Origin of the sequence: Bifidobacterium sp. UBA6881, from assembly GCA_002451435.1 — a bacterium.
Lineage (GTDB): Bacteria > Actinomycetota > Actinomycetes > Actinomycetales > Bifidobacteriaceae > Bifidobacterium.
The window spans coordinates 24,743-50,115 of sequence record DKCF01000020.1 but is presented as its reverse complement, the minus strand read 5'-3'; the positions used below and the strand labels follow the sequence as shown (position 1 = coordinate 50,115).

Below are 25,373 nucleotides of genomic sequence, written 5' to 3'. Positions count from 1 at the left end.
GGATGGCGGGCCGCCCTTTGCGCAATGGAAAAACAATCGGAAGTCAAGGAGTCGTCGGAATCGGGCCTCAGCGCTCCCCGTCCCATTCCGGCCTCCACGCGTACTGCATGTCGTACGCGCTCGCCCAGAACATGTACTCGTTCTCCACGCCGGTCACGAAGATGTCGACCAGCTCCTTTCTGCGTTTTTCGTCCAGGTCCGCGGCGATTTTCTCGATATGCTCGATCAGCCAGACGGAACCCTGCCAGAACTCGTCCGTTTTGTACATGTCGACCCAGCTCTTGTACGGGTTGGCGTCCAAAGTGCCCTCGAACTCGCGCGCGAGCCGGTATCCGTAATCGGCGTACACCCAAGCGCAGGGGAGCACGGCCACGAGGATGTCGGCGATGTCCCCGCCGTACGCGATGGACAGGATGTTCGACGTATATGCGCGCGCGAACGCCGACTGGCGCACGTTGTCCATCTGCTCTTCGGTGATGCCGTAACTCGACAGATACGTGCGGTGCACGGTGGTTTCGACCTTCAGCGCGCCGTTCTGCACGTCGAGCATGAACCGCATGATTTCCGGATCGTCGGTTTTCGCCAATCCCAGGGCGTGGACCTTCGCGTAATCGTTCAGATAGCGGAAATCCTGCAGAAGATAAAAGGCGAAGCGGTCGCGGTCGAGCGTTCCGGCGCCGAGTTCGCGGATGAACGGCTGCCGGTAACCCTCCTCCCACACCAGGTCCGCGGTCTTGCGCAGACGTTGCGCGAATGGCGGAAGATTGTCGCGCCGCACGCCAAGCGTCGCGTCGTATTCACGGTCGAATGGAGTCGTTGATGTCGTACCAGTCAAAGACATGCCTCCCTACGCTGGTGTTAGCCATCAGGTTCAAAGGGTTCGGACGGCCACGCCCATCTCAACCCGTCGCGCGGGTTCCCCTGCATTACATCGACCATTATGCCAAAACCGCACGCGCCACGCAAGAAACATGTCGCGAAATTGACATATCCGAACATGGAAGGCGATTCTCCGAAGGCGTTTGGAACGTTGGGGCCATACGGTTTTCATACGGTTGAGGGCGAGTGCAACAATGGAGCCCATGACTGAAAAGCAAGTTGCGAAGAAAACCATCGAGAAGCTGGCCATCGTCGTGGTGACGTACAAGCGCCAGCAGCTGCTCGCCACGCTGTTCGAATCCATCGAGAAACTGACGGTCGCGCCGTGGCGCGTCGTCGTCGTGGACAACGAGCGGTCCGACAGGACCCGCGGCATGGTCGAGGACTTCCGCGCCAAGGTCACCGCCCAGTGGGGCGAGACCGTGGCCGACAGGTCGGGCAACGAAAGCCGGGTGGTGTACGCGCCGCAGACCGCGAACCTCGGCGGCGCCGGCGGCTTCTCCGCAGGTGTGGAAAAGGCCTATGAGCTGGGCGCCGAATGGTTCTGGGTCATGGACGACGACGTGGCCGTGATGCCGGAGGCCATCGAGCGTCTGGCGAAGTGGACCGACCGCCATGACGTGATCCAGGGCAGCCGCTACGACTACGACGGCGGCCCGTTCTACTGGCAGTACGATTTCATCGTGCCGCTCGGCATCCCGAATCCGATCGCGCCTTCGGCGTTCGGTCCCGCGGGCTACCGCGTCATGGACACGCTGTGCTTCGAAGGCGGACTGTTCCGCCGCAACATCGTCGAGCAGATCGGTCTGCCCGATCCGCGCTTCTTCATCTACTGGGATGACACGATGTACGGCTACCGCGCCAGCAAGGTCACCAATCCGATCGTGGTGCCCGACGTGATCCTCCGCCGCACCCGCGAGATCGGCAACTGGGACATCGCCGGTCTGCGCCAGCTCAACTCCACCTCCGACATGAACCGTTACCACATCATGCGCAACCGCGGATACATGGCGCGCTACTTCATGACCTACGGCGATTACCGTCCATTGCTGTTCGGCCTGGGCACCCTGCTGACCGCCGCCAAGGAGGTCATCCGCCTGGTGATGGTCGACCGCGGGCATGTCGGGACCGGTCTGGTGCAGATCGTCAAGGGATGGTGGGACTCCCGCAAGCTGCTGCACGCCCCGGACTGGAGCCCGATGCCGCCGTTGAAGTGACGGCGGACTCGCCGCTTAAACGAACGTCGCACCACGTTCTGAATGCCCCATGCACGGCATGTTCGACCGGCATGGGGCATTCGTTTGCAGAAAACCATCGACGTCGGCGGAAATTCCGCGTGGCAGATTATGCAATCGTATTCACAAATCGTGTCCTGAACGCGTTTTTTGGGCATGATGCGAGTTACCATGGCGAATACCGGTTCGAAACTCCAAAACGCAACCTTGATAGGAGAGGTCAACGATGATTGAAACTGCACAGGCATTCGGCGTCGATATCGGTGGTTCCGGCATCAAAGCCGCGCCGGTGAATCTCGAAAAGGGCGAATTCGCCGAACCACGTCTGAAGATTCTCACTCCCGAGGTCTCCACCCCGCAGGCGGTCGGCGACATCGTCCGCCAGCAGCTCGAACACTTCGAAGTGCCCGAATCCGCGCCGGTCGGCATCGCCTTCCCGGCACCGATCCATGTGGGCGAGAAACTCGGATACATGGCCAACCTGGACCAGTCCTGGGTCGGCGTGGACGTCACCGAAGTGTTCTCCGAAGCCTGTGGGCGCCCCGTCACCGTGGTGAACGACGCCGACGCGGCGGGATTGGCGGAACAGCGTTTCGGCGCGGCCAAGGGGCAGGACGGCCTGGTCGTCGCCACCACGCTGGGTACTGGCATCGGCACCGCGCTGATATTCAACGGAGAGCTCATCCCGAACACCGAGCTGGGGCACCTGCAACTGCTCAAGAACAAGGGCGACGCCGAGAAGTACGCGGCGTCCTCGGTACGCGAGAAGCTCGATATGGGCTACAAGAAGTGGGCGAAGCGCCTGACCAAGTACTACTCCCTGGTGGAGTTCTACCTGGATCCGCAGCTGTTCGTCGTAGGCGGCGGCGTATCGCGCGTATCCCAGAAGTTCCTGCCGTACATCGATATCAAGACCCCGATCGTCGCGGCCCAGCTGCACAACGAGGCCGGCATCGTCGGCGCCGCATACTACGCAAGCGTGAAGCAGCGCTGACGTGCCGTCTACCCGCGAGTTTTCCAGAGGTCTCCGTACCATCGCCGAATGGTCCGGAGACCTTTCGCATATCCGTTGCGGCCGGCAGGTCGGACATGCGATCTGCCGGCGTGGTCCGTTCGGCGCGAATCGCAAGGAAAGACGCCGCGCGCCGGACGCGCGACGTGCACGATGGCGCTTCCCGTGGTGCGAGTAGTGTGGAACCATGCGTTTTTCCTCACGAGTCGACATCAGCGAACCCAATCCGATAGCAAAGGCGGAGGCCGCGGCGAAAGCGGCCGGACGGACGCTGGGAAGACTCAACGACTCCAATCCGACCCGGCACGCGCTCGCCCCGGCCGCCGTGCCCGCCGTATACACCGCCGATCCGCGCGGCCAGCGGTACGCGCGCGAGGCGTTGGCCGCGTTCCTCGACGCGCAGGAAATCGGCCATTGCACACCGGACGACCTGTATGTGCTGAGCTCCACGTCGGAGGCCTATTCGTGGCTGATCAAACTGCTGTGCGACGCGGGTGACGCCGTACTCGCACCCAAGCCGGGATACCCGCTGATCGAATCGATCGCGCGTCTCGAATGCGTCGACACGATCGAATACCAGCAGCGGTTCGACGGATCCTGGTACATCGACGTCGCCGAACTCGAAGGCATGCTGGACGGCCCGGACGGCGCGCGCATCAGGGCCTTGGTGCTCATCAACCCCAACAATCCGACCGGATCGTATGTGAAACCCTCGGAGCGGGAAGCGATTGTGAACCTGTGCGCGCGCCACGAGGTGGCCATCATCGCCGACGAGGTGTTCTACGACTACGACCTCGAGCCATTCTCCGGCAACGCGCGTCTCGCGGGGGAGCGCGGCGCTCTTACATTCGCGCTCGATGGTTTTTCGAAAATGCTCGCCGCGCCGCATGCCAAAGTCGGCTGGATTCAAGTATCGGGTCCTGATGCGGATGTGGCCGAGGCGAAGCGTCGGCTTGATGTGATCGCCGATGATTATCTGCCGCTGAGCGAGATCATCGCTAAGCGCATCCCCGCATTGCTCCAGGATGCTCCAGCGCAGACCGCACGCGTGCGCGAACGGGTGCGCGGCAATCTCGAAGCTCTGCATGCCATGTTGGACGCCGACGAGCATCATCTGGTCGATGTGCTGCGTGCCGAAGGCGGATGGAACGTGCTGCTCCGCGTGCCGGGAGTGCTTGACGAGAACGAGCTGGTGCTGCGGATGATCGACCGGCACGGCGTCTCCGGACAGCCCGGATACTTCTTCGACATGACCTCGAACGGCTATCTGGCGATCTCCCTCCTACCGGAGCCTGAGGAGTTCCGCGGCAACGTGCGCGTGGTGCTCGACACGGTCAACGAACTCATCGGCTGAACCCGATCGGCACGCTTGGATTGTCGAAGCCCGCCGAACGCATGTCCCGACCAAAACGGAATCGGCTGGGACACATCCATTCGGCGGGCTTCGGACGAATCAGGCTTTCAGCGCCTTGTATCTGGCCTGGATGAGATCGGTATAGTGGCCGACGGCCTCATGCGCGTCGCCATCGAAGACGATGCGATGCTCATCGACGACGATCACACGGTCGATCGCGTATTCCGGACGTGTGATCAGCTCCGTGTCATGCGTTGCGAAAATCACCTGCTTGCCGTAGCTGAACAGCGCCTTGGCGACCCGCGCCGAAGCGATTTCGTCCAATCCCTTGGTCGGCTCGTCCGCGACGATGACGGCGGGGGAGAAGCTCAGCGCCGCGGCGATCGCCAGCAGGTGCCTTTTCTCGCCGTCCAACGCGGAGGCCGGCTCTCGGGCCACGGATGCCAGATCGAAATGCGCGAACAGGTTGCCGATGATCGCCTGGCGTTCGCTTTCCGGAACCTTGTGCTTCTTCAACGGCTGCTCGACCGCCTCGCGGATCGACTTGGCCTGATAGTAGCTGTTCGGGATCTCCTCGCGGCGCACGCGTCCGACCATATCCTCGATGCGGCGCAGATCGCGTTTGACTGACGGGTCGTAATCCGTGTCGTCGGCCGCGATCCGCACCGTGCCGGACGTGGCCGTGAGCGCGCCGTCCAGCAGCTTCAGCAGCGTGGTCTTTCCGGAACCGTTCAGCCCGATCACCGCCACGCGTCTGTTGCTTGGCGTGATGGTGATCGTGGCGTCCCGCAATCCGACGTTGCCGTCATCGTAGACATGTCCCGCCTTGTCGAGGATGAACGTCGCCTCGGATGCCGGAACGGAACGCTTGCCGGCGAACAATGCATCAAACAATCCCATGGAACCGATTGTAGGACGCGCGCGGGTCAGGCGAAGTAGAAGCCGGAGAAATCGTAGGAGTACACGCGGTAGATGTAGCTCGAGCTGAGCGTCATCTTGTACTGCGCCAATAGCGTGCCGTCGGACGAATACTGGCCGAACAGCCCCTTCATGCCCGAATCGATGAGGATGTTGCCGTTGTAGAGCTCCTGCGCGGACGACACGTACGGCGAGTAGGGCACGTCGAAGGAGGAGACTTCCGTGTAGGTGCCGGCGTTCTCATCCACCAGGTATTTGCGGTACTGCGAGTTGGCCGTGTCGGACGAGAATTCGGTCGAGATGCCGTCGATCACGGACCAGTCGAAGTCTGGACGGGTCAGCGAGGTGCCGTAGTTGTTGTCGAACATGTACAGGTAGTACTGGCCGTCGGGCAGCGAGTCGTCGGCGACGTAGGTGATGGAATGCTGGCCGCCGGTGTCGGAGAAGTCGCCGACCTTCGTCAGGAACGAGGACGCCTCCTTGGTGCCCTTCCACACGGATCGTTCGCCGATCATGTAGTCGAGCGTCGGATTGCTTTCCAGGTCGTTCACCTTGATGATGGTGGAGGTCTCGCGGGCGGAGAACAGCGCCGAGCCGTCATCGAGCAGCTGGATGGTGTTGACGTGCAGCCAATCCCAACGGCCCTTCGCGCTCATATCCGACTCGTCGGTGCCGGCATGCGTGGTCGACGCCTTGTAGTCGGCGAACATCTCGCCGAAGTCCAACACCTTGGTGACCTTGCCGGTGGATGTGTCGAGCTTGGCGACCTGGTCCTGGACGGCGTGGTCGTCTCGGTTGAGCTCGGTGGCGAGCATCACGATGTCGCCGTTGGAATCCAACGCGTAGTCGTGGTGCAGAATGTACCTGGAGCCCAGGTCGTAGATCTTCTCCAGCTTGCCGAGACGGTTCATGCCGACCATATGCTTGGTGGACGCGGAGAACCACATCAGGCCGTTCTTGTCGAACAGAAGACGGTGCGAACGATAGTAGAGCACGGGGATCTCGCCGCGCAGCACGCCGTTCGTGTCGTAGTAGAACATGAAGTCCTGCTCGTCGGAATCGTTGCCGAGGATCGCGTACAACCCGTCGCCGAGGTTCTGACCGGACTTCGCGGAGACGGTCTGCTCGAGCTGCGTCTCCTCGTTGCCGAGCAGCGAGGCGCCCTTGCGTTCGACGGTCTTCGTGCGGGAATCGCCGTCGCTGTTCGTCAAGGTGAACGTGATTGTGTTCTTCACGTCGGGAATGAGTCCGAGCAACTGGAATTCATGGGTTTTGGCGTATTTGGACCGCTGATACGCGGTACGCGTGAAATCGGCGTATCCGTCCGCGTGCACGGTATAGGAGACGGACACCGCGTCATCGGTGGTGAAATACACGTACAGGGACGTGGTGTTGGTGCCGTAGGGGTTCTCGACGATGAGCATGTCGTCCTCGGTCGCCGCCGACGTGGATTTCTCCTGCGCGAGTTTCTCATCCGCCGCATTCTGGTATTCGGACGTGTAGATGTTCTCGATGCGCGCGTTGAGACGTTCGATCCTGTTCTGGCGGATGGCCGCGTCCACGTTGCCGTAGCTGGCGAGGCACACGCCCGCCGCGACTATCAATGCGAGCGCGGCGGCGAGCCAACGCTTGGCATGGGAATGGGCTGACAACAACGACAAGAGTTTCATGATGGAATCTCCACGGTGATTTTCATCTTAAAGCGAACACTGACGATATCAACTATTATCCGGCAACCTCGGAACGAACCGGAAAAAAACTTGGATGATACGTGATAAAAAGCTGAAATATACCTGAAAGACATGTCCATAGGACGGAACGGCGCCCGCTACAGCAGCGCGAACCACGACTGCACCTCGTGGAACAGCGGCGCGTTGTTGCGGAACATCTCGTCATCGCGTCCGAACATGAACAGCGACATCACCATGACCACGATGCCGAACACCAACAGCGCGAGGAACGCCGCACGGGCCAACCAACGCAGCCGGACGCCACGGCAATCCAACATGGTGAGCGGCGCCGGCATCGCCGCCAAAGCGAACAGCCAGCCGAAATCGGCCATATACCGCCAGCCCAGACCGGCAAGACGCGCATCCAACACGACGACCAGCAATCCCAGCAGCAGGCACCCCATCAGGGTATGCCACAGGTTCGCGTCGCCGCAAGCGCGCATGCGCCGGCGCAGGAACGGCAGCGCGAACGCGGCCGCCGCCAGCGGAACCATGGGAAGCAGACCGCCGGGCATCGCCTCCGCGAACCCCCAGGACGGCAACGGCGACGGCGACACCGCGAGGAACGGGAACGTGGAAGTGAACCGCAACGGCAGAAACAGGTAATACACGACCGTCATCACAAGATTCGACGCCGGCTGACGGTAGCTCGTCAGATCGGTGACCGTCATCTGATATGCCGAGCCGAAATCCAACGGCGAACCGAAACGGGCCGCATTATAGGCGAACAGCGGAACCACGACCACCAATGCGGGAATCACCACCGCAAGCGGCGCGCGCAGCAACCGCAACACCCCGACACGCGCGACCGTCCCAATACCGGACGTGTCCGTGCCGGCGCGGCGAGACGCCGACAGACGACGGATGATGGAACGGATCTGCGGCCAGAACATCGGGAACGCCAGCAGCGCCACCAGCACGAACGGCGGCCGGCAGCCCAGATTCGCCGCGATGCACACCGAACCGGCCGCCAGATGCGGCAGCGACAGCGCGGGCACGCCGTCATCCGACATGCAGGCGCCGGGATCCGCGGGACCCCCGGAACGGCTTTTGCGCGGCATCGACGCGCCCAGCCACAGCCACAACCCCAGCGTGCTCAGCATCAGGGACGCCGCGATCGGCACCGAATAGAAATTCGTGCGATACCACAAATACGCGCCGTTGGAAGCCAACAACACGAACGCGCACAGCATGCCGGTCGCCGCGGCCGACACCCCGGGCCGCAGACGGACCGCCAACCGGACCGTCAGCAGACATGAGAACACCAGAAAACCAAACATCAGCAACAACACGGCCGCGCCCGTCGGCAACGCCAAACCGCCATCGACCCACAACGACGTGACCAAACGGTACGGCACGAACAGCAGCACCGCCGGAACCACGCCGAAATACGAGTACCAATGTCCATGGAAAAACGCGTAATCCCAATAAATCGGCTGCACCCCGGAATGCAACAGACGCTGACGGGTCGCCACATCATACGGGTCCGAAACGCCCGACAGCGCGTCGGGCACATCAAGGTCAAGCCACAGACGGCCATGCAGCAACGACTGCGCGACATGGTCGTATTGGTCGAAATCATACGTATACATGCCATCCGAATGAAAACGCAACGGCACCGCGTTCGCCAACTGCCACACCACCCCGGCCAACGTCGCCGCAGCCGGAACGGCCAGGACCAAAGCCAGAACGATCCGCTGCCGTCGACGCGACATGTCCACGGGAACCTTCCACAGCCTCGACCCCGGACGCCACAACGCCACCAACGCGAACAACAGCAGCATCGCCACGATACGCAACGGACTCAACGAGAACGGCACCCGCACATTCGCCCGCACCGCCTCGAACGGAATCAACGAACCCTTCGGCTCGAGAATCTGCAGACGGACCGTGCGCCCGGCCACCGCCTTCACGTACAACGAGCGCGGAGACGACAACGACACCGAACTCACCCCGCACGCCCGACGATCCGCATCAGGACGAACGCGAACGGTCCACAACACGTTCTCCGACGCCGAGCGGGAACGCAACGCGCGCGACAAGACCCCATCCGAAACCGGATCGACACGCACGTAATCCGAAGAACCGTCCGCAGCCACCTGCAAATACGCCTGCGTCGGATCGGTGACCCGCAACAGGCCATCCTTCGTCCGTTCAAGACCTGGCCCCAACGTGTTATACGCGGCCGCCGAATCGCCCGACGCCGCCACCGTGCGGAAAAACGGCAGATTGCACAACACGCACTCCACCAACACCACGACAACGAAAACAGCTACAATGGCCGCGCACCTACGACGACGCGCCAACATACGTTCCTTCGAAAAAGCCACGTCATTATTCTAATAGCCGCATGTCGCATTGCATTGAAAGAATGGACACATGCCTCATCACACACCGACACCAGCACCAGCACACCACCCCGACCACCATCGGAACATGCTCGCACGCATCAGGCACGAGGCAACCAACCTGATCCGACAGGCCACCCGGACCACCGACGGCGGCCATCACAACCCCTTCGGCAAGGCGCTCGGCGCACCGGACGACATCGTCGACGAACTCACCCGCAACGCCATCCACCTCAACCCGCTCATCAAACGCCGCATCCTCGACGGACTCGACGGCGTGCCCGGACGTCTCAGACTCGGCTGGGCACAACTCCCGCAGACCAAAGGACGCGCATTCTCCATCGGACTGTTCACCGACGACAGCCACTTCGCGCAAATCGCGCTGGCCGACAGCAAGGCTCGCGTGTTCGCCGGAACCGATCCGGCGATGGACGTGCAGGAGCTCGAACCGCGTTTCGCGTTCATCAAGGAGGAGACCGTCACGATACCGGACGGACCCCGGTTCGGCCACGCCGCGAAGCGCGATCCGAAGAGGCTGCGCGCCTCGCAGGGCGGCGTGGTGGGACGCATGCCCGACGGCCGCATGATATGGCTCGCCTCATGGCTGAAGGTGGGCGACCGCTACACTTTGGAGCAGACGCGCGCCAAACTGTCCGAATCCATGCGGTACGATCTCGAATACCGGGACGCCGTCGCCGTCGCCTTCTTCACGACCTACATGCTGCCGCAGATGAACGGCCTTCTTGTGGGCTTCGGTTCGGGCAACATCTTCCGCAGACTCAACCGCGAGGCCCCCATGGGAGCGATCCGCAGATCCATCCGCGACACCATGAGCGCCCGCTCGCGCGACATGCGGGTCTCCGGGCTCGAGGAGTATTTCGCCGACCTGATGCGCGAGGCGCATGCGCTCGACACCGACCAAGGGCTCGAGGCCGTGCACGGCGCGGAGCCGCTGCGCCTGTATACGTCCAGCTATTCCGGATGCTATTTCTTCACGTGGGACTCCACGCTGCCGTTCGCGGCGTCGCTGCGCGCGCTCAACATCGAAGGGAACCTCAACCGCTTCGCGGCGGTCAGCTCGTGGCTGGAACGCAACGCGCGCATCGGTGCGCTGCCCACGGAAGACACGGTGACCCGCGCGGAGGCGGCGCAGATCGACCGCGCCCTGTTGGAGAATCCGGCGTTGATCGCGCTGAAGCCGGACGACCAGTTCGGCGCGATTCTCGACAACGACCAAGAGGAAGGCATGCAGGCGGTTAACCGCATGCTGGACTTCGCCGCCGAAACACGCCGCGGCATCGCCGAGGATGCGAAGGACTCGGCGCGGCGCGACGGGAACGGCGCCGATGGAGGTTCGGAATGGGTGTACCGCCGAACCATGGCGAAGCTGCTGCGCAGCCTGCGCCTCCCGTACCGTTTCGATGTGGATTTTCGGTGCAGCCTCAAGGACGGCAACATGGCCATCGGCTTCACCTCCGCCGGCGTGTCCATGATGCCGTCGACCCGGTACGACGCCTCCAAGCACGCCTGGGTCGAGATGAAAGGAGCCGAACGCGCACGCATGAGCGCCGACTACAACCTTCGCGTCGGCCTGATGATGGCCGCGCTGAGCTTCGGCGCGGACCCCAATATCCGCCGGGTGGCGTTGCACATCGATTCGATCGGGCTCGAAGAGGCGGTGGCCGAACAGAATTCGGCGATCAGCGAGCTGATGAGCGAGGCGCTGAACGCGTTCGAGCGCATCCGCGCGGGCGAAGTCGGCACCTCCGGATCCAAAGCCGATCCGAAAGACGGGGACTTCCACGGCGACCCATCCCAGCCGGGCGCCCCGCATTCCTCCGATTTGTCTCAGCAGACCGGGGAACCCACCGATTCGACGAAGGCCGCCGACCGCGCGAATGGAACGACCCCTGCTGATGGCGACGCGGATGGCGATTCCATCGACAGCCGGTTCGAGGACCTGATGAAGGACGTCGACCTCGACGAGATGGCGTTCGCGGTTCCGGGAGACTCCCCGGAATCCCAGGATGGCGGTTCCTCCGACGCCGGCATGATCGGCGATGATCCCGCGGACGGCCAGCTGGACGATGACGACCCCATGAGCCAGCTGCGCAGGAACCCGACCGTGCGCAATCTGGTGACGGTCACGTTCACCCGCGACGAGTTCCTCGCGCGTCTGCGCGAATACGGCCTCGCCGACCCGACCGGCACCTACCGCATGTTCGACGCCGAGATGGATGTGGACGGCATGGGCGCGTTGAAGCCCGTCGACGCCACCTTCGACCTGCGCGACAGCCGGTTCTCCCCGGCGGGAAGCCAGGAGGAACCGGAGCTTTCCGACATCGAATTCGATGAACGTGACGCGAAGCTGTTCGGTTGCGGCAACGTGTCCGGCCTGTCGATCCAACGCGTGGACCTGCTGCAACGCGCGGTGGGGGAGTTCCATCGGCTCGCCTCGGACTCCGGCACGCCATCGGTCGTCAAGGCCCAGAAGGCGATGGGCATCGTCAACGCCATCGGCGACCCGGAATTGACCGAACTCGCCCCGCAGGTGACCAGCGCACTGATCGACGGCAAGGACACTCCCGACTTCTCCTTCACCCTCGCCGACGAACTCGACGCCGAGCGGCTCAAGGCCCGCGACATGCTCTTCTCCGGGCAGATCGACCAGGCCATCGAATGCGCCGAACACGCCGTGGAGCGCGTGGACCGGCTGTACGCCGACAATCCCGGCGTGCCGAGGTACTTCAACTCCTATGCGGAGCGCGTCATCTACAACCGCATGTTCGCCACGGAGGGCGAACGCACCGTGCTGGTTCCGGACAACCTGTTCTACACGCACATGGAGCTGTCCGACATCCTGGCGCAGATCAAGGGCGTGGACGCGGCCTTGCCGCATCTCAACGCGATGGTCCGCTACGCGCCGGCCTATCCGCTGTCGCACCTCAAGCTCGCCGTGCAGCTGGCGCGTGCCGAGGATTGGGACTCCGCCCGAGCCGCATGCCTGAACGCGTTGCATGTGGCGCTCGACCGTGAGGATGCGTCGTTCGCCTACTACCGTCTCGCCTACGCGGAATGGATGTGCGACCGCTTTGACATCGCGGCCGCCGCGTACATCATGAGCGACGAGATCGCCCCGGGACGCATCGCCATGCTGGAGGACGAATTGCAGGAACTTATCTCGCGCACGAGGTCGCAATGCATTCCGGTCCCCACCAACGTTCCCGAAGCCATGCATGTGCTGGCCGAGGCCGGACTGCCGGTATGGCCGAACACCCAGGTGGCGTCCCTGGTGCGCGAGGCCGCGCGCGTCTGCGTGGACGAAGGCATGTTCGTTCCGGCGCGCACGCTGTCGGTGGCCGCCGCGCGCATGGACGACGACGGCCGCGACGGCGCCGACGTGGTGCAGACCCAGTTCCTCAGGTCGCTGAACAACTGAGGTCCGCGGGATCCACGTACGTCCAAACATACGTGGATCCTCAATGGCGCCGACGGTCCGGCAGCCGTAGGTCGCCGGGCCGGAGGGACTTTCGAATGTGCGATAATATAGCGGTTTTTGAATGACGGAAATGGAAAGTGGTGGCGATGACTCGTCAAGATGATTCCGAACAGCTGGCATGGGATTTCGACGCGCCGCACACGGATGGCGGCGAATCGGGGGCCGTCGTCGTCGGCGAGGGCGGATTGGCGGGACTGGCGCCCGGCAGCGACGCGTGGATCGCCGCATTGCAGCCGACCGACGCGGACGCGATGCGTCTCGACCGTCTCGACATCGCGGCCATGGAGGCTCCCGAGGCCGCTCGCCTGTGGGCGCGCGTCGCGGCATGGGTGGAATCCGACCAGATCGCATACTACATCGACGATGCGCCGGTCTCATCCGACGCCGCGTACGACGCGCGGCTGCGCTGCCTGCAATCGTTGGAGGCGCAATTCCCGTCATTGGATTCGCCGCAGTCTCCGACGCATCGCGTGGGCGGCACGTTCTCCAACGATTTCGCCTCCGTGCGCCACCCCTCGCGTATGATGAGCCTCGATGACGTGTTCTCCATCGAGGAGCTTCGGGAATGGTACGACGGCGTGCTGCGCGCACTCGACTGGCCCGAGTCGAAACCGCTGCCGATGACCTGCGAGGTCAAGATCGACGGTCTCGCGCTGAACCTCATCTACCGCAACGGGGTGCTCGAACAGGGGTTGACGCGCGGCGACGGCGTGACCGGCGAGGACATCACGCTCAACGTGCGCACCATCTCCACCATCCCTCAGAACCTTTCCGGACCGGACGAGGACATTCCCGAATTCGTGGAGGTCCGTGGCGAGGTGTTCATGCGTTGGGACGATTTCCACACATTGAACAACGAGAACGAGGATGCGGGACGCGCGCCGTTCGCCAATCCTCGCAATGCGGCCGCGGGCAGTCTGCGTCAGAAGGATCCGCGCGTCACGGCGACGCGCCGCCTGAGCTTCTACGCGCATGGCATCGGTTCGCTGCGTTGGGGCGCCGGCCGCGCGAACGACGGCCATGACGTGGTCAACGACCAGTCCGAGGCCTACGAGCTGTACAGGAAATGGGGCGTTCCCGTCTCCCCGCACAACCGCGAGGTCACGTCGTTCCAACAGATCCTCGACATGATCGAATATTACGGCGAGCACCGCGGCGACATCGAGCACGCGCTCGACGGCATCGTCGTGAAAGTGGACGATTTGGGACTGCAGCGTTCGCTCGGCGCCACCTCGCGCGCGCCACGCTGGGCCATCGCCTACAAGTATCCGCCGGAGGAGGTCAACACCGAACTGCTCGACATCACCGTGCAGGTGGGGCGCACCGGACGCGTGACGCCGGTGGCGGTGCTCAAACCCGTGTACGTCGCCGGGTCCACCGTATCCAGAACCACATTGCACAACCCGTTCGAGGTCGAGCGCAAAGGCGTGCTCATCGGCGACACCGTCGTGGTACGCAAGGCCGGCGACGTGATTCCGGAACTCGTGGGGCCGGTGCTGGAACGCCGCAAGGGGCGCGAAGACGAGCTGCGCAGGTTCGTCATGCCCACGCGATGCCCGTCGTGCGGCACGCGGCTCGCCCCGGCCAAGGAAGGCGACAAGGACATCCGCTGCCCCAACGTGGAATCCTGCCCGGCGCAGCTGACCGAACGCATCATCAACTTGGCGTCCCGCAAAGCGTTCGACATCGAACATCTGGGGGACCAGTCGGCGGTGGCGCTGACGAATCCGGAGGAGAACCGGCCGGATTCCGTGGAGACCTACGCGCCGAACATCACCGAAATCATCGTCAAGCCGGGGGAGGAGCCCGACCCCTACGAGCCGTTGGCGGGTCTGAGTCTTCCCGAACCGCAGACACCGGTGCTGTCGAGCGAGGCGGGATTGTTCTCGCTGTCGTCCGCGGACCTGAAGGACGTGCGCGTGTGGCGCGAGGCGCCGATCATCGAAGTCCATGAGACCGTCGGCGCCAACGGCAGGCGCAAGAAGGTGCGCAAACGCATCGGCGGTTCCGGGTTGTGGCATCAGGTCCCCGCGTTCTGGACCGCCCCCACGCCGGCGAGGAAGCGCAAAGACGAACCTGATGGAACGTCGCGGTATCCGGAATACACGGTGCCGGAGGACGCCGTGGTAATTCGTGAGGAGACCAAGACCTCCCGCACGGGTACCGTCAGTGTGCAGCCGGTGTACATCCGCCCCGCCGAGAACACCCGTAAAATGCTGGACGAAATGGACAAGGCACGCCATGCCGACCTGTGGCGCGTGCTGGTGGCGTTGTCGATTCGGCGGCTCGGCCCGCCGACCGCGCGCACCATCGCCAACGCCTTCGGCTCGCTGGAGGCCATCGAGCAGGCGGATGCGGAAAAACTGTCGCAGATCGACGGCATCGGACCGGAAATCGCCGAATCCATCGTCACATGGTTCGCCGCGGCCCGCGAGCCCGGCGATTGGCGCGGCGCGGTGCTCGACGCGTGGAAATCCGCCGGCGTGGGCGTCGCTCACGCGCGGAAAAGCGAGCTTCCACAGACTCTGGCGGGCAAAACCGTGGTGGTCACCGGGTCCCTCGAGGAATTCTCCCGCGACTCCGCCAAAGAGGCGATCGTCTCCCGCGGAGGCAAGGCCGCCGGATCGGTCAGCAGGAAAACCGACTGGGTGGTGGTCGGTGCGAACGCCGGCTCCAAAGCCGCCAAAGCCGAGGAACTGGGAATCCCCATGCTCGATGAGGACCAGTTCAGACAATTGCTCGACACCGGAACGGTCACGCCCCGCGCCGCCGCATCCAACGGAAACGATGCGGATGACGAAGACGGCGAAGACACGGAGTATGAGGAAGGAACCCTGATCTAAGGCCGGGAGCGGACGGCGCGGTCGACGGCCATCTGGCGTGCCGTGCCGACGGACGCTACTCTGATATGCGGCACAAGGAGGAAACATGACCGACGAGCGCACCATCGAAGGGCGCATCTATGAGCGACTCAGCAAAGTCATCGACCCGGAACTGGGCCGGTCCATCACCGATCTGGGCATGATAGCGTCCATCAAGGCGACGCCTGCCGATGCCGAAGGCGCATACGATGTGAACATCGACGTGGAACTGACCGTCGAAGGATGCCCGCTTTCGCAGACCATCACCAACCAGATCAACGGCGCGGTCGAATCGTATCCCGACGCGAAGCTCGTCCCGCACATCAGCGTCAGCTCCATGAGCCACGACAAACTCACCCAACTGGTGGCCGGACTCAAGGCGGAACGCCGCCGCAATCCGTTCAACAGACCGGATGTCAAAACCCGTATCTTCGCCATCGCGTCGGGCAAGGGCGGCGTGGGCAAATCCTCCGTCACCGCGAATCTCGCGGCGACGTTCGCGGCCCTCGGCTACGACACCGCGGCCATCGACGCCGACATCTACGGCTTCTCCCTGCCGCGCCTGTTCGGCGTGCACACGCAGCCGACCAATCTCAACGGCATGCTGATGCCGGTCACCGCATGGGGTGTCAAACTCATCTCCATCGGCATGTTCGCCGGCGCCGACCGCGCGATTCTCTGGCGCGGACCGCGCCTGCAGCGTTCCTTGGAACAGTTCCTTTCCGATGTGTGGTGGGGGGAGCCGGACGTGCTGCTGCTCGATCTGGCCCCCGGCACCGGAGACATGGCGATTTCCGTGGCTCAGGCCCTGCCGAACGCCGAGCTGGTGGTCGTCACCACGCCGCAGCCCTCGGCCTCCGACGTGGCGGTGCGTTCCGGTCTGGTCGCGTTGCAGGTGCCGATGAAGGTTCGCGGCGTCGTGGAGAACATGAGCTACTACGAGCACAAAGGCGAGAAGCTCAGGATCTTCGGCGAAGGCGGAGGCCAACGCGTATCCGAGCAGTTGAGCGCCGCTTTGGGCCATGACGTGCCGTTGCTGGCGCAGCTGCCGCTTGATCCGGAACTGCGCGAAACCGGCGAGGCGGGACGCCCCGCGGTGCTCAACGAGGATGGGGCGCTTCGCGCGGACGGCGTCGGCGAGACCTTCAGGAACCTGGCCGAATCGTTGATGCGCATGCCGATGTGACGGCCGCCGTCGCTCGTCACCGACCACCACAAGCGGCCATGGCTCGGTATGACGAGACGTGGCCGCACCGCGGTTCCCACGAGCGCGTCCGTATGATGGAACGTGATTATGGGAAGCTATCGCAAATCGCGCGCGGTGTGTACTATCGGAACACGGACACGGGGGCCATATGGCTGAGAGGAAGCCCACGCTTCAACCGTATGAACGTATACCGGGTAATGCCGGCGCACGGAGTCTCTCTTCTCCCGTGCCTTGAAGAGAAAGGCACATTCATGACCAATGAATCTTCCGCAGTGAAGAAGCACAACAACAAGTGGCGTGTCGTCGATATCGTCGTCGCCGCCATCATCGCCGTGGCATCCGGCGTGATCTTCTGGGGCTGGGACATCGTCTGCACGGCTCCGCTCGCCATCGTCGGAGCGGTGACCCCCGGTTTCGAGGGCCTGCTCAACGCGTTCTGGCTGTTCGCCGGTCCTTTGGCCGCCATCATCGTGCGCAGGCCGGGCGCGGCGCTGTTCGCCGAAACACTCGCCGCAGCGCTTGAGCTCACCATGGGCAACCAGTGGGGCGTCGGCGGCTCTCTGATCGTCGGCATCGTCCAGGGCCTCGGCGCCGAAATCGGATTCGCGATTTTCGCGTACAGGAAGTGGAACTGGCTGTCCACCACCATCTCCGGCGCGCTTGCCGGCGTGGGCTGCGCGCTGTATTACTGGGCGACCAACCCGGCATGGGGCGCATTGCGCGTGAGCGTCTATCTGGTGACCTCCGCCATTTCCGGCGCGGTGCTTGCCGGCGCGGTGATGTACCTGCTGCAGCGTGCCATCGCCCAGACCGGCGCGCTCGACCGCTTCGAATCCGGTCGCACGCAGACCTTGGTCTGACACGCACAGGCCGTTTCGGCCCGCAAGGTCCCGTGCCGCGCTTGCCGCGGATGTCCACGGGACCTTTTGAATATGGGTTTCGCATGATCTGCGATTCCGCATCCACCACAACCATTCACAGAGAAGAAAGAACGATCGATGACTACCGACAGTGAGAGCGCCGTTGCACCCGCGGGCGTGATCGCCCGCGATTGGGGATGGCGCCACGCCTCGCGCAAGGATTTCGCACTGCGACATGTCGATTTCGAGATTCATCCGGGCGAACGCGTGTTGCTGCTGGGCGCTTCGGGAGCGGGCAAATCCACATTGATGTCCGGCTTGGCCGGTGTGCTGGGCGGTGACGACGAAGGCGAGCAGGAAGGCGAACTGCTGGTCGGCGGCGTCGACGCGCGTCATGCGCGCGGCGCTTCCGGACTGGTGCTGCAGGACCCCGATTCGCAGACGATTCTGGAACGCGCCGGCGACGACACGGCCTTTGGATGCGAGAACCTGAACCTGCCGAAGGCCGAGATCTGGAAGCGTGCCCGAGCCGCCCTCGACATCGTCGGTCTTGACTACATGAGGTTCGGCCACTCCACCCGCCGTCTGTCGGGCGGGCAGCGCCAGCGTCTGGCATTGGCCGGCGTGCTCGCCATGCATCCCGGACTGCTGCTGCTTGACGAGCCGACCGCCAATCTTGATCCGGAAGGCGTCAAAGAGGTGCACGATGCGGTCCGCGACGTGCTGGAACGCACCCATGAGACGCTTGTGGTGGTGGAGCACCACATCGACGTGTGGCTCGATCTGGTCGACCGTGTCATCGTGCTTGGCAAGCCCGAGGCGGACACCCATGTGAGCGGCGTGCTCGCCGACGGCACGCCGCAGGAAGTGTTCGGCACGATGGGCGACGTGCTCGCCGACGGCGGCGCATGGGTGCCCGGACGCGCCATCGAGAACCATGCGCCCAAGTCCGATTCGCCGGCGAAGGACGTCGTGCTGTATGCGGACGATCTGAGCTTCGGACGGGAATCCGCGCTTGGCGAGCATGTCGATATCGCCTTCCATGCCGGTGAGATCACCGCGCTGACCGGTAGGAACGGCGCCGGAAAATCCACATTGGCGCTTACCCTGGCCGGTCTGCTCAAGCCGGTCGCGGGCCATGTGCGCATGGCCGACGGCATGGTCCCCGCGCATCGCGACAACGACGTGTTCACTTGGAAAAGCCGCGATCTGCTCGGCCGCATCGGCATGGTGTTCCAGGAGCCGGAACACCAGTTCGTGACGGCCAGCGTGCGCGACGAAGTGGCGGTGGGACCGAAATCCATGGGCAAATCGGATGATGAGGCGTACGCGATAGCGGACGAGATGCTGGAGCGCATGAACCTCAAACGGTTCGCGCCCGCCAATCCCTTCACGCTTTCCGGCGGTGAGAAAAGGCGTCTTTCCGTGGCCTCCATGCTCGCCGCGGCGCCGAAGGTGCTGGTGATGGACGAGCCGACGTTCGGCCAGGATTTCACCACATGGACGGAAATGGTGCGGTTGATCGCCGGAGCGAGGGATGCCGGCTGCTCGGTGATCATGGTGACGCACGACGAGCCGTTGATCCGCTCGTTGGGCGCACGCCGCGTGCTGGTCAGTGAGGGGGAGTGACATGGCCGAACAGATGGAAACCATCAATGTGGTGCCGCACGCGAAGCGTCACGAAGTGGCCAAAGCTGCATCGCCGTCGTGGTTCATCGCGAAAATCAATCCGGTGAGCCGGTTCATCGGCGCATTGATACTGTGCATTCCGATGTTCTTCACGCTCGACGTCGTTTCCGCATCCGTGGCCTTCGGCTTGGAGATGCTGCTGCTGTGGATCGGCGGATTGGCCCCATGGACGGTATTGCGCAAGACCTGGCCGGTGTGGATTGCCGCCGCGGGAAGCTTCATCTCCGTTTCCCTGTACGGCAAGACTTCGGGAACGGTGTTGGCCGACTTCGGTTTTATCGTGGTCTCCCAGGGGTCGGTATATCTCGCCGCCGCCACGTTTCTGCGTGTCGCGGCGATCGCCGTGCCGGGTGTGATTCTCGCGCTTGGACTCGATCCGACCGATTTGGCCGACGGATTGGTGCAGATTCTGCATCTGCCGTCGCGATTCGTCTACGGCGGTCTGGCCGGCATGCGCATGTTCACGTTGCTGCAGGATGACTGGCGCGCGCTTGGGCAGTCGCGGCGTTCCCGTGGATTAGGCGATGGCAGCGCCATCAAACGCGTGTTCTCCCAGGCGTTCAGCCTGCTGGTCGTTTCGATCCGCCGTGGCACGAAACTCGCCACGGCGATGGAGGCCCGTGGATTCGGCTCGGACGCGCCACGCAGCCAGGCGCGCGAGTCGAAGCTGCATGCGGTCGATTGGGTGTTTTACGCGATCTGCGTGGCCGTGCCGGCGATCGCGCTGTACGCCGCCTACCGTACCGGCTACTGGAATTGGGCGTTCAGCAACACCGCATCCTGACCGCTTGGGAAGCCCGGTACGGGGAATTCCTCCGACCGGACTTCGGCAATCGGATTCCATAACGTAATCGGCTGGTGCCACGAACATTCGTGGCACCAGCCGATTACGTTATATGCGGCGGGGGTGGTCATCCGCCGTCACATCGTCTTCCCCCATTATGTCTGGCTTATGTCTGGCGTCATCGCAACGCCGCGCGGCGAACGGGGAAGCTGTGTCAGGCGAGCTTGTCGAGCAGCAGCGCCTCGGTGATCACATTGCCCTTCAAGCCCGGAAGGCTGATGGACTCGTTCGGGCTGTGCGCGTTGGCCTTCGGGTCCTCCGGTCCGGTGACCAGCACCTGGGCGTGCGGGAAGATGCGCTGCAGTTCCGGAATGAACGGAATGGAACCGCCCTCACCCTTGTTGACCGGTGCCACGCCGAACGCCTCTTCCATGGCCTCCATGGCGTCCTTGGTGGCCACGGCGTTCGGATCCATGGCCCAGCCCATGCCGTTGTCGAGCTTGTCTACACTGACCTCGGCGCCGAACGGCGCATGCTCCACCAGGAACCTGGCCAGAGCGTCCTGGGCGTCTTCCGGACGCTGGTTCGGCGCGGTGCGCAGGCTCAGACGGAACGTGGTCTCGGGGGAGATCACATTGAAGGAGCCCTCCACGGGATGCGCGTCAAAGCCGATGACGGTGACGCTCGGCTTGGTCCACAGACGGGAGGCCAGCGATCCGGTGCCCGCGAGCCTGTAGGAATCGACGATGCCGGCATCCGCGCGCACGGTGGCCTCGTCCAGATCGCGCTGCAGGCCGCCGACCGGCTCCTCGCTGGCGACGCCGGGAACGTTCACGTCGCCGTTCTCGTCGTAGATGGAGGCGATCAGCATCGCGGCGAGCGTGTTGGCGTCGAGGATCGGACCGCCGTACTGGCCGGAATGCACGGGGTGGCTCAGCGCCTTGACATGCACGTCGAGAACGGTGTTGCCGCGCAACGACGTGGTCAGCGACGGAATCTCCGCGGACCAATTGCCCGAATCCGCCACGATGATCACATCGGAATCGAACTCGTCCTTGTGCTCCTCGATGAACGGGATGAAGCTCGGAGAGCCCATCTCCTCCTCGCCTTCGATGAACACCTTGATGTTGACCTTCAGCTCGTCGCCCAGCGCCTTCAGCGCGCCGGAATGAATCGCGATGCCGCCGCCGTCATCGGCGGAGCCGCGTCCGTACAAACGGTCGCCGACCTGCGTGCCGACGAAGGGATCGGTGTGCCATGCGCCGGCGTCCGGCACCGGCTGCACGTCGTGATGCGCGTACAGCAGCACGGTCGGCGCGTCTTCGGCGACGACGCGAGAGCCAATGACCTCCCAGGCGCCCGGGGTGCCGTCGGGATTGTGGGACTGCACCACCTTGGTGTCGATGCCGACCTTCCTGAGCTCGTCGGCCACGAATTCCGCGGAACGCCTCATATGGTCCGCGGTGATGCCCTTCGCGGAAATCGATTGCAATGCGATCTTCCGGTTGAGCACGTCGACGATGCGGTCGAAATCCGCGTCGACGCGCGCGCGGATCTCCTCTGTGCGTGAAGTTGCCATATCGCTCCTTGATATTGAACGAATCGAAATTGCCATGAACGATAGTCATTGTATCCGTCCGAGGGAACCCGTTCAATCGGTGGCAGACGTATGCCCGGACGCCGATGCAGCGTCGATACGTCAACTTACGCTCTATAGGCATGAGTTTGTTTAAGAAGGAAGAGCCGGCGCAAAAGCCGGTCGAAACGAAGGCGCAGGAGCCCACCTCCGGCAAGGGTCATCCGACCCCGAAGCGCAAGGCCGCCCAGGCGCAGAACCTGCGTCCGCTCGTTCCCAAGGACCGCGAGGCCAGCCGCAAGGCCGCCAAGGCCCGCCTGCGCGAACGCGAGAACGCCGAATACGAGGCCATGCAGACCGGCGACATCAACCACATGCCGAAATCCGAACGTCTGCCATGGCGTCTGTACATCCGCGATTACGTCGACGCGCGATTCAACCTTGGCGAGTTCTTCATCCCCGTGGCGTTCCTCATCCTGATCGCCTCGGTGATCGTGACCTACAAGTGGCCGGTGCTGTCCCTGCCGCTGATGATGCTCATGTACGTGTACCTGTTCGCGGTCATCATCGACATCGCGGTCATGTGGCACAAGCTCAAGAAGAAGCTCATCGAGAAGTTCGGTGAGAAGTCCGTCGCCAAGGGCATGCGGTCCGCTTCCTATGCGTGGAGCCGTTCCATCCAGATGCGCCGTTGGAGGCTGCCGAAGCCGCGCTACCCGAAGCGCGGCCACTGGCCGGAGTGATCCTCGGCCGTGATGTTTTGGAAACCGTCGGCATTCGCCGGCGGTTTTTGTTTGCCGTCCGGTTGTCACCGACCTGCCACTACCATGGGTAGTTAGTTCAGAAGGTGCCGGATTCCCGCGCGTCATGCGGCAGCGCGGAAGGCACCATGCGTGAATCAATGAGGAGCAGCATGACGGAACAGCATTTCGACATCGCCATCATCGGAGCCGGACCGGGAGGGTACTCCACGGCGCTGAGAGCGGCGGAACTCGGCAAATCGGTGGCGCTCATCGAACGTGACGCGACGGTTGGCGGCACGTGCCTCAACCGCGGCTGCATCCCGTCGAAGGCCCTGCTGACCGCCGCGCACCAAGTGGAAAGCGCGCGCATGGCAAAACGCACCGGCATCAACATCGAGATCCAAAGCATCGATTTCGGCAGACTCCGCGATTTTCGCACGTCCACCGTCGAGACCATGACCAGAGGGTTGGCCGGACTGCTGGCGCATCGCGGCGTCACCGTGTTCCACGGAGAGGCGGCCTTGCGCGACGGCCATACCGTGCAGGTCGCGCCCGCTGGGGGAGCGGCGCAGGTGACGCGTTCCGTGAAGGCGGGGGTCGAGGAGCCCGTGGACGACACGCTTGCGATCCATGCCGACGATATCGTGCTGGCGACGGGATCGCGTCCGATGCCTTTGCCGGGCAATCCGTTCTCCGGAGCGCTGATTGATTCCACGCAGGCCTTGGAACAGAACACGTTTCCATCCAATGCGGTGATCATCGGAGCGGGCGCTGTGGCGTTGGAATTCGCGTCCCTGTGGAACGCGGCGGGAAGCGACGTGACCCTGCTCATCCGCAAGGACCGCGTGCTGTCGTCGTGGGAGCGCCGCGCGTCCATGACGCTGACGCGGGAGCTGAAGCGGCGAGGGGTGAACATCGTGCCGCGCACGAAGGTCACCCATGTCGACATCGGCGTGAACCTCGGCGCGACCGTGCACTATACGCAGAACGGTTCTTCCGAGGAACGCACCGCATACGGCGAGGTGGTGCTTGCCGCGATCGGACGCCTGCCGAACACCGATGCGGACTGGTTCACGTCGAATGGCATCGTGCTCGACGAACGCGGTTATGTGGAAACCGACGAATACGGCAGGACGAATGTCCCGTCCATCTGGGCTCTGGGCGACATCACGGCGGGGCACGCGTTGGCGCACAGGGCGTTCGAGCAGGGCATCGTCATCGCCGAAAGCATCGCTGGGCTCGACCCAAAACCCGTGCTGGAGGAGACGGTGCCGCAGGTCGTGTTCTCCTTCCCGGAGGCCGCCTGCGTCGGACTCACCTTCGACGAGGCGAAATTGCGGGACGACATTGTCGATCCTAAGGAGACCGCATACCCGATGCTGTCCAACTCACGCATGCTGATGAGCGGCGAGGGCGGGTCCATGACCATCGTCAGCGGCGCGTACACGTCGGATCCCGAAACGGAACTCGTGCTGGGCGTGCATATCGTCAGCCCCATCGCCAGCGATCTGATCGCGGAAGCCGAGCAGCTGGTCGGCAACCACGTGCCACTCGCCGACGCGGCGCGTCTCATCCATCCGCATCCGACGTTCAGCGAAGCCCTCGGCGAAGGACTGCTCAAAGCGGACGGGCGTCCATTGCACACCCGGTGAGCGCAGCGGCCGATGCGCCTTCCGGCAGGGTTACTGATAGACTTGATGCCCAGTGTGTGTAAATCGCATAACCAAGTGAGGAAAATCGATGGCAGATAAAGAAGAAAAGAAGAAGAAAAAGGCGAAGAAGGACAGCACCCTCAAGCAGATCATCCAGATCTTCAAGTACACCAAGGCGGAAGACAGCGCGCTGCCTTGGCTGTGCGCCGCGGCCTTCATCGTCCCGATCGTCGTGTTCGTGGTGCTCGGCATCGTGTTCAAGTGGTCGGTGATCGGCTGGATCTTCTCGATCATCCTCGCCATCATGATCGGCATGCTGCTGTTCACGATGACGCTCACCAACCGTGCCGACAAGGTCGGTTATGCGAAGCTCGAAGGCCGTCCGGGCGCCGCCATCAGCGTGCTCGGCAACATCAGCAAGGCCGGATTCAACTTCCCGCAGGAGCCGGTGTGGGTCGATCCGAAGACCAAGGACGCCATCTGGCGCGGCACCGGATACAACGGCATCTACCTGCTGGGCGAGGGCGAATACGGCCGCGTCAAGCGTGGCATGGACCGTCAGGAACAGAGCATCAAGGGCGTCACCGCAGGCTCCGACATTCCGGTCTACCGCGTCTACGTGGGCAAGGGCAAGAACCAGACCAGTCTGAAGGACCTGCGCAAGACCATCCTCAAGTGCAAGACCTACGAGCCGACCCACCACAAGAACAAGCTGGTCGCCGCCATCCACCCGAGGACCCGTTTCGTGCTCACCAAGACCGAGCTGAGCATCCTCAACGATCGTCTGCGCACGCTGCAGATGAAAAACGGCATGAATCTGCCCAAGGGCGTCGATCCGACGCATCCGCAGCGCATCAGCCGCCGCGCGATGCGCGGACGCTGATGTCCGAAGCCGTCCGAGACGACGCGGACCTTTCCTCAAGACCCCGACCGCAATGCATGCGGCCGGGGTCTTTTGATTTCACGAACAAGGTGCCGACGAAGGCCGGTCAAAGTCGAATGTCCACAAAATGAACGCTTTTCAGA

The 25,373-nt window shown here is 63.4% G+C and carries 17 protein-coding genes and 2 riboswitches; of the genes, 12 read left to right on the top strand and 5 right to left on the bottom strand.

Features of this window, described 5'->3' with window-relative positions; all coding sequences use genetic code 11:
* Positions 1–67: 67 nt before the first annotated feature.
* Positions 68–841 (bottom strand): thiaminase II, encoded by a 774-nt coding sequence (gene tenA, locus B3C64_RS01565; protein WP_291533252.1) that lies wholly within the window; start codon positions 839–841, stop codon positions 68–70.
* A riboswitch (TPP riboswitch) is annotated at positions 827–933 on the bottom strand. Its footprint overlaps the gene before it by 15 nt.
* 149 nt (positions 934–1,082) lie before the next feature.
* Between tenA and B3C64_RS01560 the strand changes: the two genes are divergently transcribed.
* The 3 genes from B3C64_RS01560 to B3C64_RS01550 all read left to right on the top strand — a co-directional run bounded on the left by B3C64_RS01560 (position 1,083) and on the right by B3C64_RS01550 (position 4,480).
* Entirely contained in the window at positions 1,083–2,096 is a 1,014-nt protein-coding gene (locus tag B3C64_RS01560; RefSeq protein WP_291533251.1) for a glycosyltransferase family 2 protein, read from the top strand.
* A 244-nt stretch (positions 2,097–2,340) separates the two neighbouring features.
* Positions 2,341–3,108: a polyphosphate--glucose phosphotransferase gene (gene ppgK, locus B3C64_RS01555; RefSeq protein WP_291533250.1), complete on the top strand. Its 768-nt coding sequence runs from the start codon at positions 2,341–2,343 to the stop codon at positions 3,106–3,108.
* 205 nt (positions 3,109–3,313) lie between these two features.
* Positions 3,314–4,480 (top strand): pyridoxal phosphate-dependent aminotransferase, encoded by a 1,167-nt coding sequence (locus B3C64_RS01550; RefSeq protein WP_291533249.1) that lies wholly within the window; start codon positions 3,314–3,316, stop codon positions 4,478–4,480.
* Positions 4,481–4,579: 99 nt separating this feature from the next.
* On the opposite strand, the gene B3C64_RS01545 is transcribed toward B3C64_RS01550, so the two are convergent.
* The 3 genes from B3C64_RS01545 to B3C64_RS01535 all read right to left on the bottom strand — a co-directional run bounded on the left by B3C64_RS01545 (position 4,580) and on the right by B3C64_RS01535 (position 9,437).
* The gene (locus tag B3C64_RS01545) at positions 4,580–5,380 is read right to left on the bottom strand and encodes an energy-coupling factor ABC transporter ATP-binding protein (RefSeq protein WP_291533248.1); all 801 of its coding nucleotides are present in this window, start codon (positions 5,378–5,380) and stop codon (positions 4,580–4,582) included.
* 26 nt (positions 5,381–5,406) lie between these two features.
* On the bottom strand, positions 5,407–7,068 hold the full coding sequence (locus B3C64_RS01540) for an aryl-sulfate sulfotransferase (RefSeq protein ID WP_291533247.1): 1,662 nt from the start codon (positions 7,066–7,068) through the stop codon (positions 5,407–5,409).
* Positions 7,069–7,226: 158 nt separating this feature from the next.
* Positions 7,227–9,437: a hypothetical protein gene (locus B3C64_RS01535; protein ID WP_291533262.1), complete on the bottom strand. Its 2,211-nt coding sequence runs from the start codon at positions 9,435–9,437 to the stop codon at positions 7,227–7,229.
* Positions 9,438–9,564: 127 nt separating this feature from the next.
* Between B3C64_RS01535 and B3C64_RS01530 the strand changes: the two genes are divergently transcribed.
* From B3C64_RS01530 to B3C64_RS01505, 6 genes are all read left to right on the top strand, one after another.
* Positions 9,565–12,915, top strand: a complete 3,351-nt coding sequence (locus B3C64_RS01530) for a tetratricopeptide repeat protein (RefSeq protein ID WP_291533246.1) — start codon at positions 9,565–9,567, stop codon at positions 12,913–12,915.
* 146 nt (positions 12,916–13,061) lie between these two features.
* Positions 13,062–15,818: an NAD-dependent DNA ligase LigA gene (ligA, locus tag B3C64_RS01525; protein WP_291533245.1), complete on the top strand. Its 2,757-nt coding sequence runs from the start codon at positions 13,062–13,064 to the stop codon at positions 15,816–15,818.
* A gap of 85 nt (positions 15,819–15,903) precedes the next feature.
* A complete protein-coding gene (locus B3C64_RS01520) occupies positions 15,904–17,022 on the top strand; it encodes an Mrp/NBP35 family ATP-binding protein (protein ID WP_291533244.1) in 1,119 nt (372 codons plus the stop codon).
* Between the two features lie 148 nt (positions 17,023–17,170).
* Positions 17,171–17,272: riboswitch (TPP riboswitch) on the top strand.
* A 22-nt stretch (positions 17,273–17,294) separates the two neighbouring features.
* On the top strand, positions 17,295–17,903 hold the full coding sequence (locus B3C64_RS01515) for an ECF transporter S component (RefSeq protein WP_291533242.1): 609 nt from the start codon (positions 17,295–17,297) through the stop codon (positions 17,901–17,903).
* A gap of 138 nt (positions 17,904–18,041) precedes the next feature.
* Positions 18,042–19,532 carry an ABC transporter ATP-binding protein gene (locus B3C64_RS01510; RefSeq protein ID WP_291533240.1) on the top strand — a complete coding sequence of 497 codons (1,491 nt, stop codon included), beginning with the start codon at positions 18,042–18,044 and terminating at the stop codon, positions 19,530–19,532.
* Between the two features lies 1 nt (position 19,533).
* Entirely contained in the window at positions 19,534–20,376 is an 843-nt protein-coding gene (locus tag B3C64_RS01505; RefSeq protein ID WP_291533238.1) for an energy-coupling factor transporter transmembrane component T family protein, read from the top strand.
* Between the two features lie 214 nt (positions 20,377–20,590).
* On the opposite strand, the gene B3C64_RS01500 is transcribed toward B3C64_RS01505, so the two are convergent.
* Entirely contained in the window at positions 20,591–21,955 is a 1,365-nt protein-coding gene (locus tag B3C64_RS01500; RefSeq protein WP_291533237.1) for a dipeptidase, read from the bottom strand.
* 140 nt (positions 21,956–22,095) lie between these two features.
* Between B3C64_RS01500 and B3C64_RS01495 the strand changes: the two genes are divergently transcribed.
* The 3 genes from B3C64_RS01495 to B3C64_RS01485 all read left to right on the top strand — a co-directional run bounded on the left by B3C64_RS01495 (position 22,096) and on the right by B3C64_RS01485 (position 25,230).
* A complete protein-coding gene (locus B3C64_RS01495) occupies positions 22,096–22,695 on the top strand; it encodes a DUF3043 domain-containing protein (RefSeq protein WP_291533236.1) in 600 nt (199 codons plus the stop codon).
* Between the two features lie 170 nt (positions 22,696–22,865).
* Complete coding sequence (locus B3C64_RS01490) at positions 22,866–24,347, top strand: dihydrolipoyl dehydrogenase family protein (protein ID WP_291533235.1); 1,482 nt, start codon at positions 22,866–22,868, stop codon at positions 24,345–24,347.
* 88 nt (positions 24,348–24,435) lie between these two features.
* Positions 24,436–25,230 (top strand): DUF4191 domain-containing protein, encoded by a 795-nt coding sequence (locus B3C64_RS01485; RefSeq protein ID WP_291533233.1) that lies wholly within the window; start codon positions 24,436–24,438, stop codon positions 25,228–25,230.
* Positions 25,231–25,373 lie beyond the last annotated feature (143 nt).

Coding starts and splice junctions, on each gene's coding strand:
- tenA (WP_291533252.1), bottom strand. CDS start 841: ATGTCTTTGACTGGTACGACATCAACGACTCCATTCGACCGTGAATAC.
- B3C64_RS01560 (WP_291533251.1), top strand. CDS start 1,083: ATGACTGAAAAGCAAGTTGCGAAGAAAACCATCGAGAAGCTGGCCATC.
- ppgK (WP_291533250.1), top strand. CDS start 2,341: ATGATTGAAACTGCACAGGCATTCGGCGTCGATATCGGTGGTTCCGGC.
- B3C64_RS01550 (WP_291533249.1), top strand. CDS start 3,314: ATGCGTTTTTCCTCACGAGTCGACATCAGCGAACCCAATCCGATAGCA.
- B3C64_RS01545 (WP_291533248.1), bottom strand. CDS start 5,380: ATGGGATTGTTTGATGCATTGTTCGCCGGCAAGCGTTCCGTTCCGGCA.
- B3C64_RS01540 (WP_291533247.1), bottom strand. CDS start 7,068: ATGAAACTCTTGTCGTTGTTGTCAGCCCATTCCCATGCCAAGCGTTGG.
- B3C64_RS01535 (WP_291533262.1), bottom strand. CDS start 9,437: ATGTTGGCGCGTCGTCGTAGGTGCGCGGCCATTGTAGCTGTTTTCGTT.
- B3C64_RS01530 (WP_291533246.1), top strand. CDS start 9,565: ATGCTCGCACGCATCAGGCACGAGGCAACCAACCTGATCCGACAGGCC.
- ligA (WP_291533245.1), top strand. CDS start 13,062: ATGACTCGTCAAGATGATTCCGAACAGCTGGCATGGGATTTCGACGCG.
- B3C64_RS01520 (WP_291533244.1), top strand. CDS start 15,904: ATGACCGACGAGCGCACCATCGAAGGGCGCATCTATGAGCGACTCAGC.
- B3C64_RS01515 (WP_291533242.1), top strand. CDS start 17,295: ATGACCAATGAATCTTCCGCAGTGAAGAAGCACAACAACAAGTGGCGT.
- B3C64_RS01510 (WP_291533240.1), top strand. CDS start 18,042: ATGACTACCGACAGTGAGAGCGCCGTTGCACCCGCGGGCGTGATCGCC.
- B3C64_RS01505 (WP_291533238.1), top strand. CDS start 19,534: ATGGCCGAACAGATGGAAACCATCAATGTGGTGCCGCACGCGAAGCGT.
- B3C64_RS01500 (WP_291533237.1), bottom strand. CDS start 21,955: ATGGCAACTTCACGCACAGAGGAGATCCGCGCGCGCGTCGACGCGGAT.
- B3C64_RS01495 (WP_291533236.1), top strand. CDS start 22,096: ATGAGTTTGTTTAAGAAGGAAGAGCCGGCGCAAAAGCCGGTCGAAACG.
- B3C64_RS01490 (WP_291533235.1), top strand. CDS start 22,866: ATGACGGAACAGCATTTCGACATCGCCATCATCGGAGCCGGACCGGGA.
- B3C64_RS01485 (WP_291533233.1), top strand. CDS start 24,436: ATGGCAGATAAAGAAGAAAAGAAGAAGAAAAAGGCGAAGAAGGACAGC.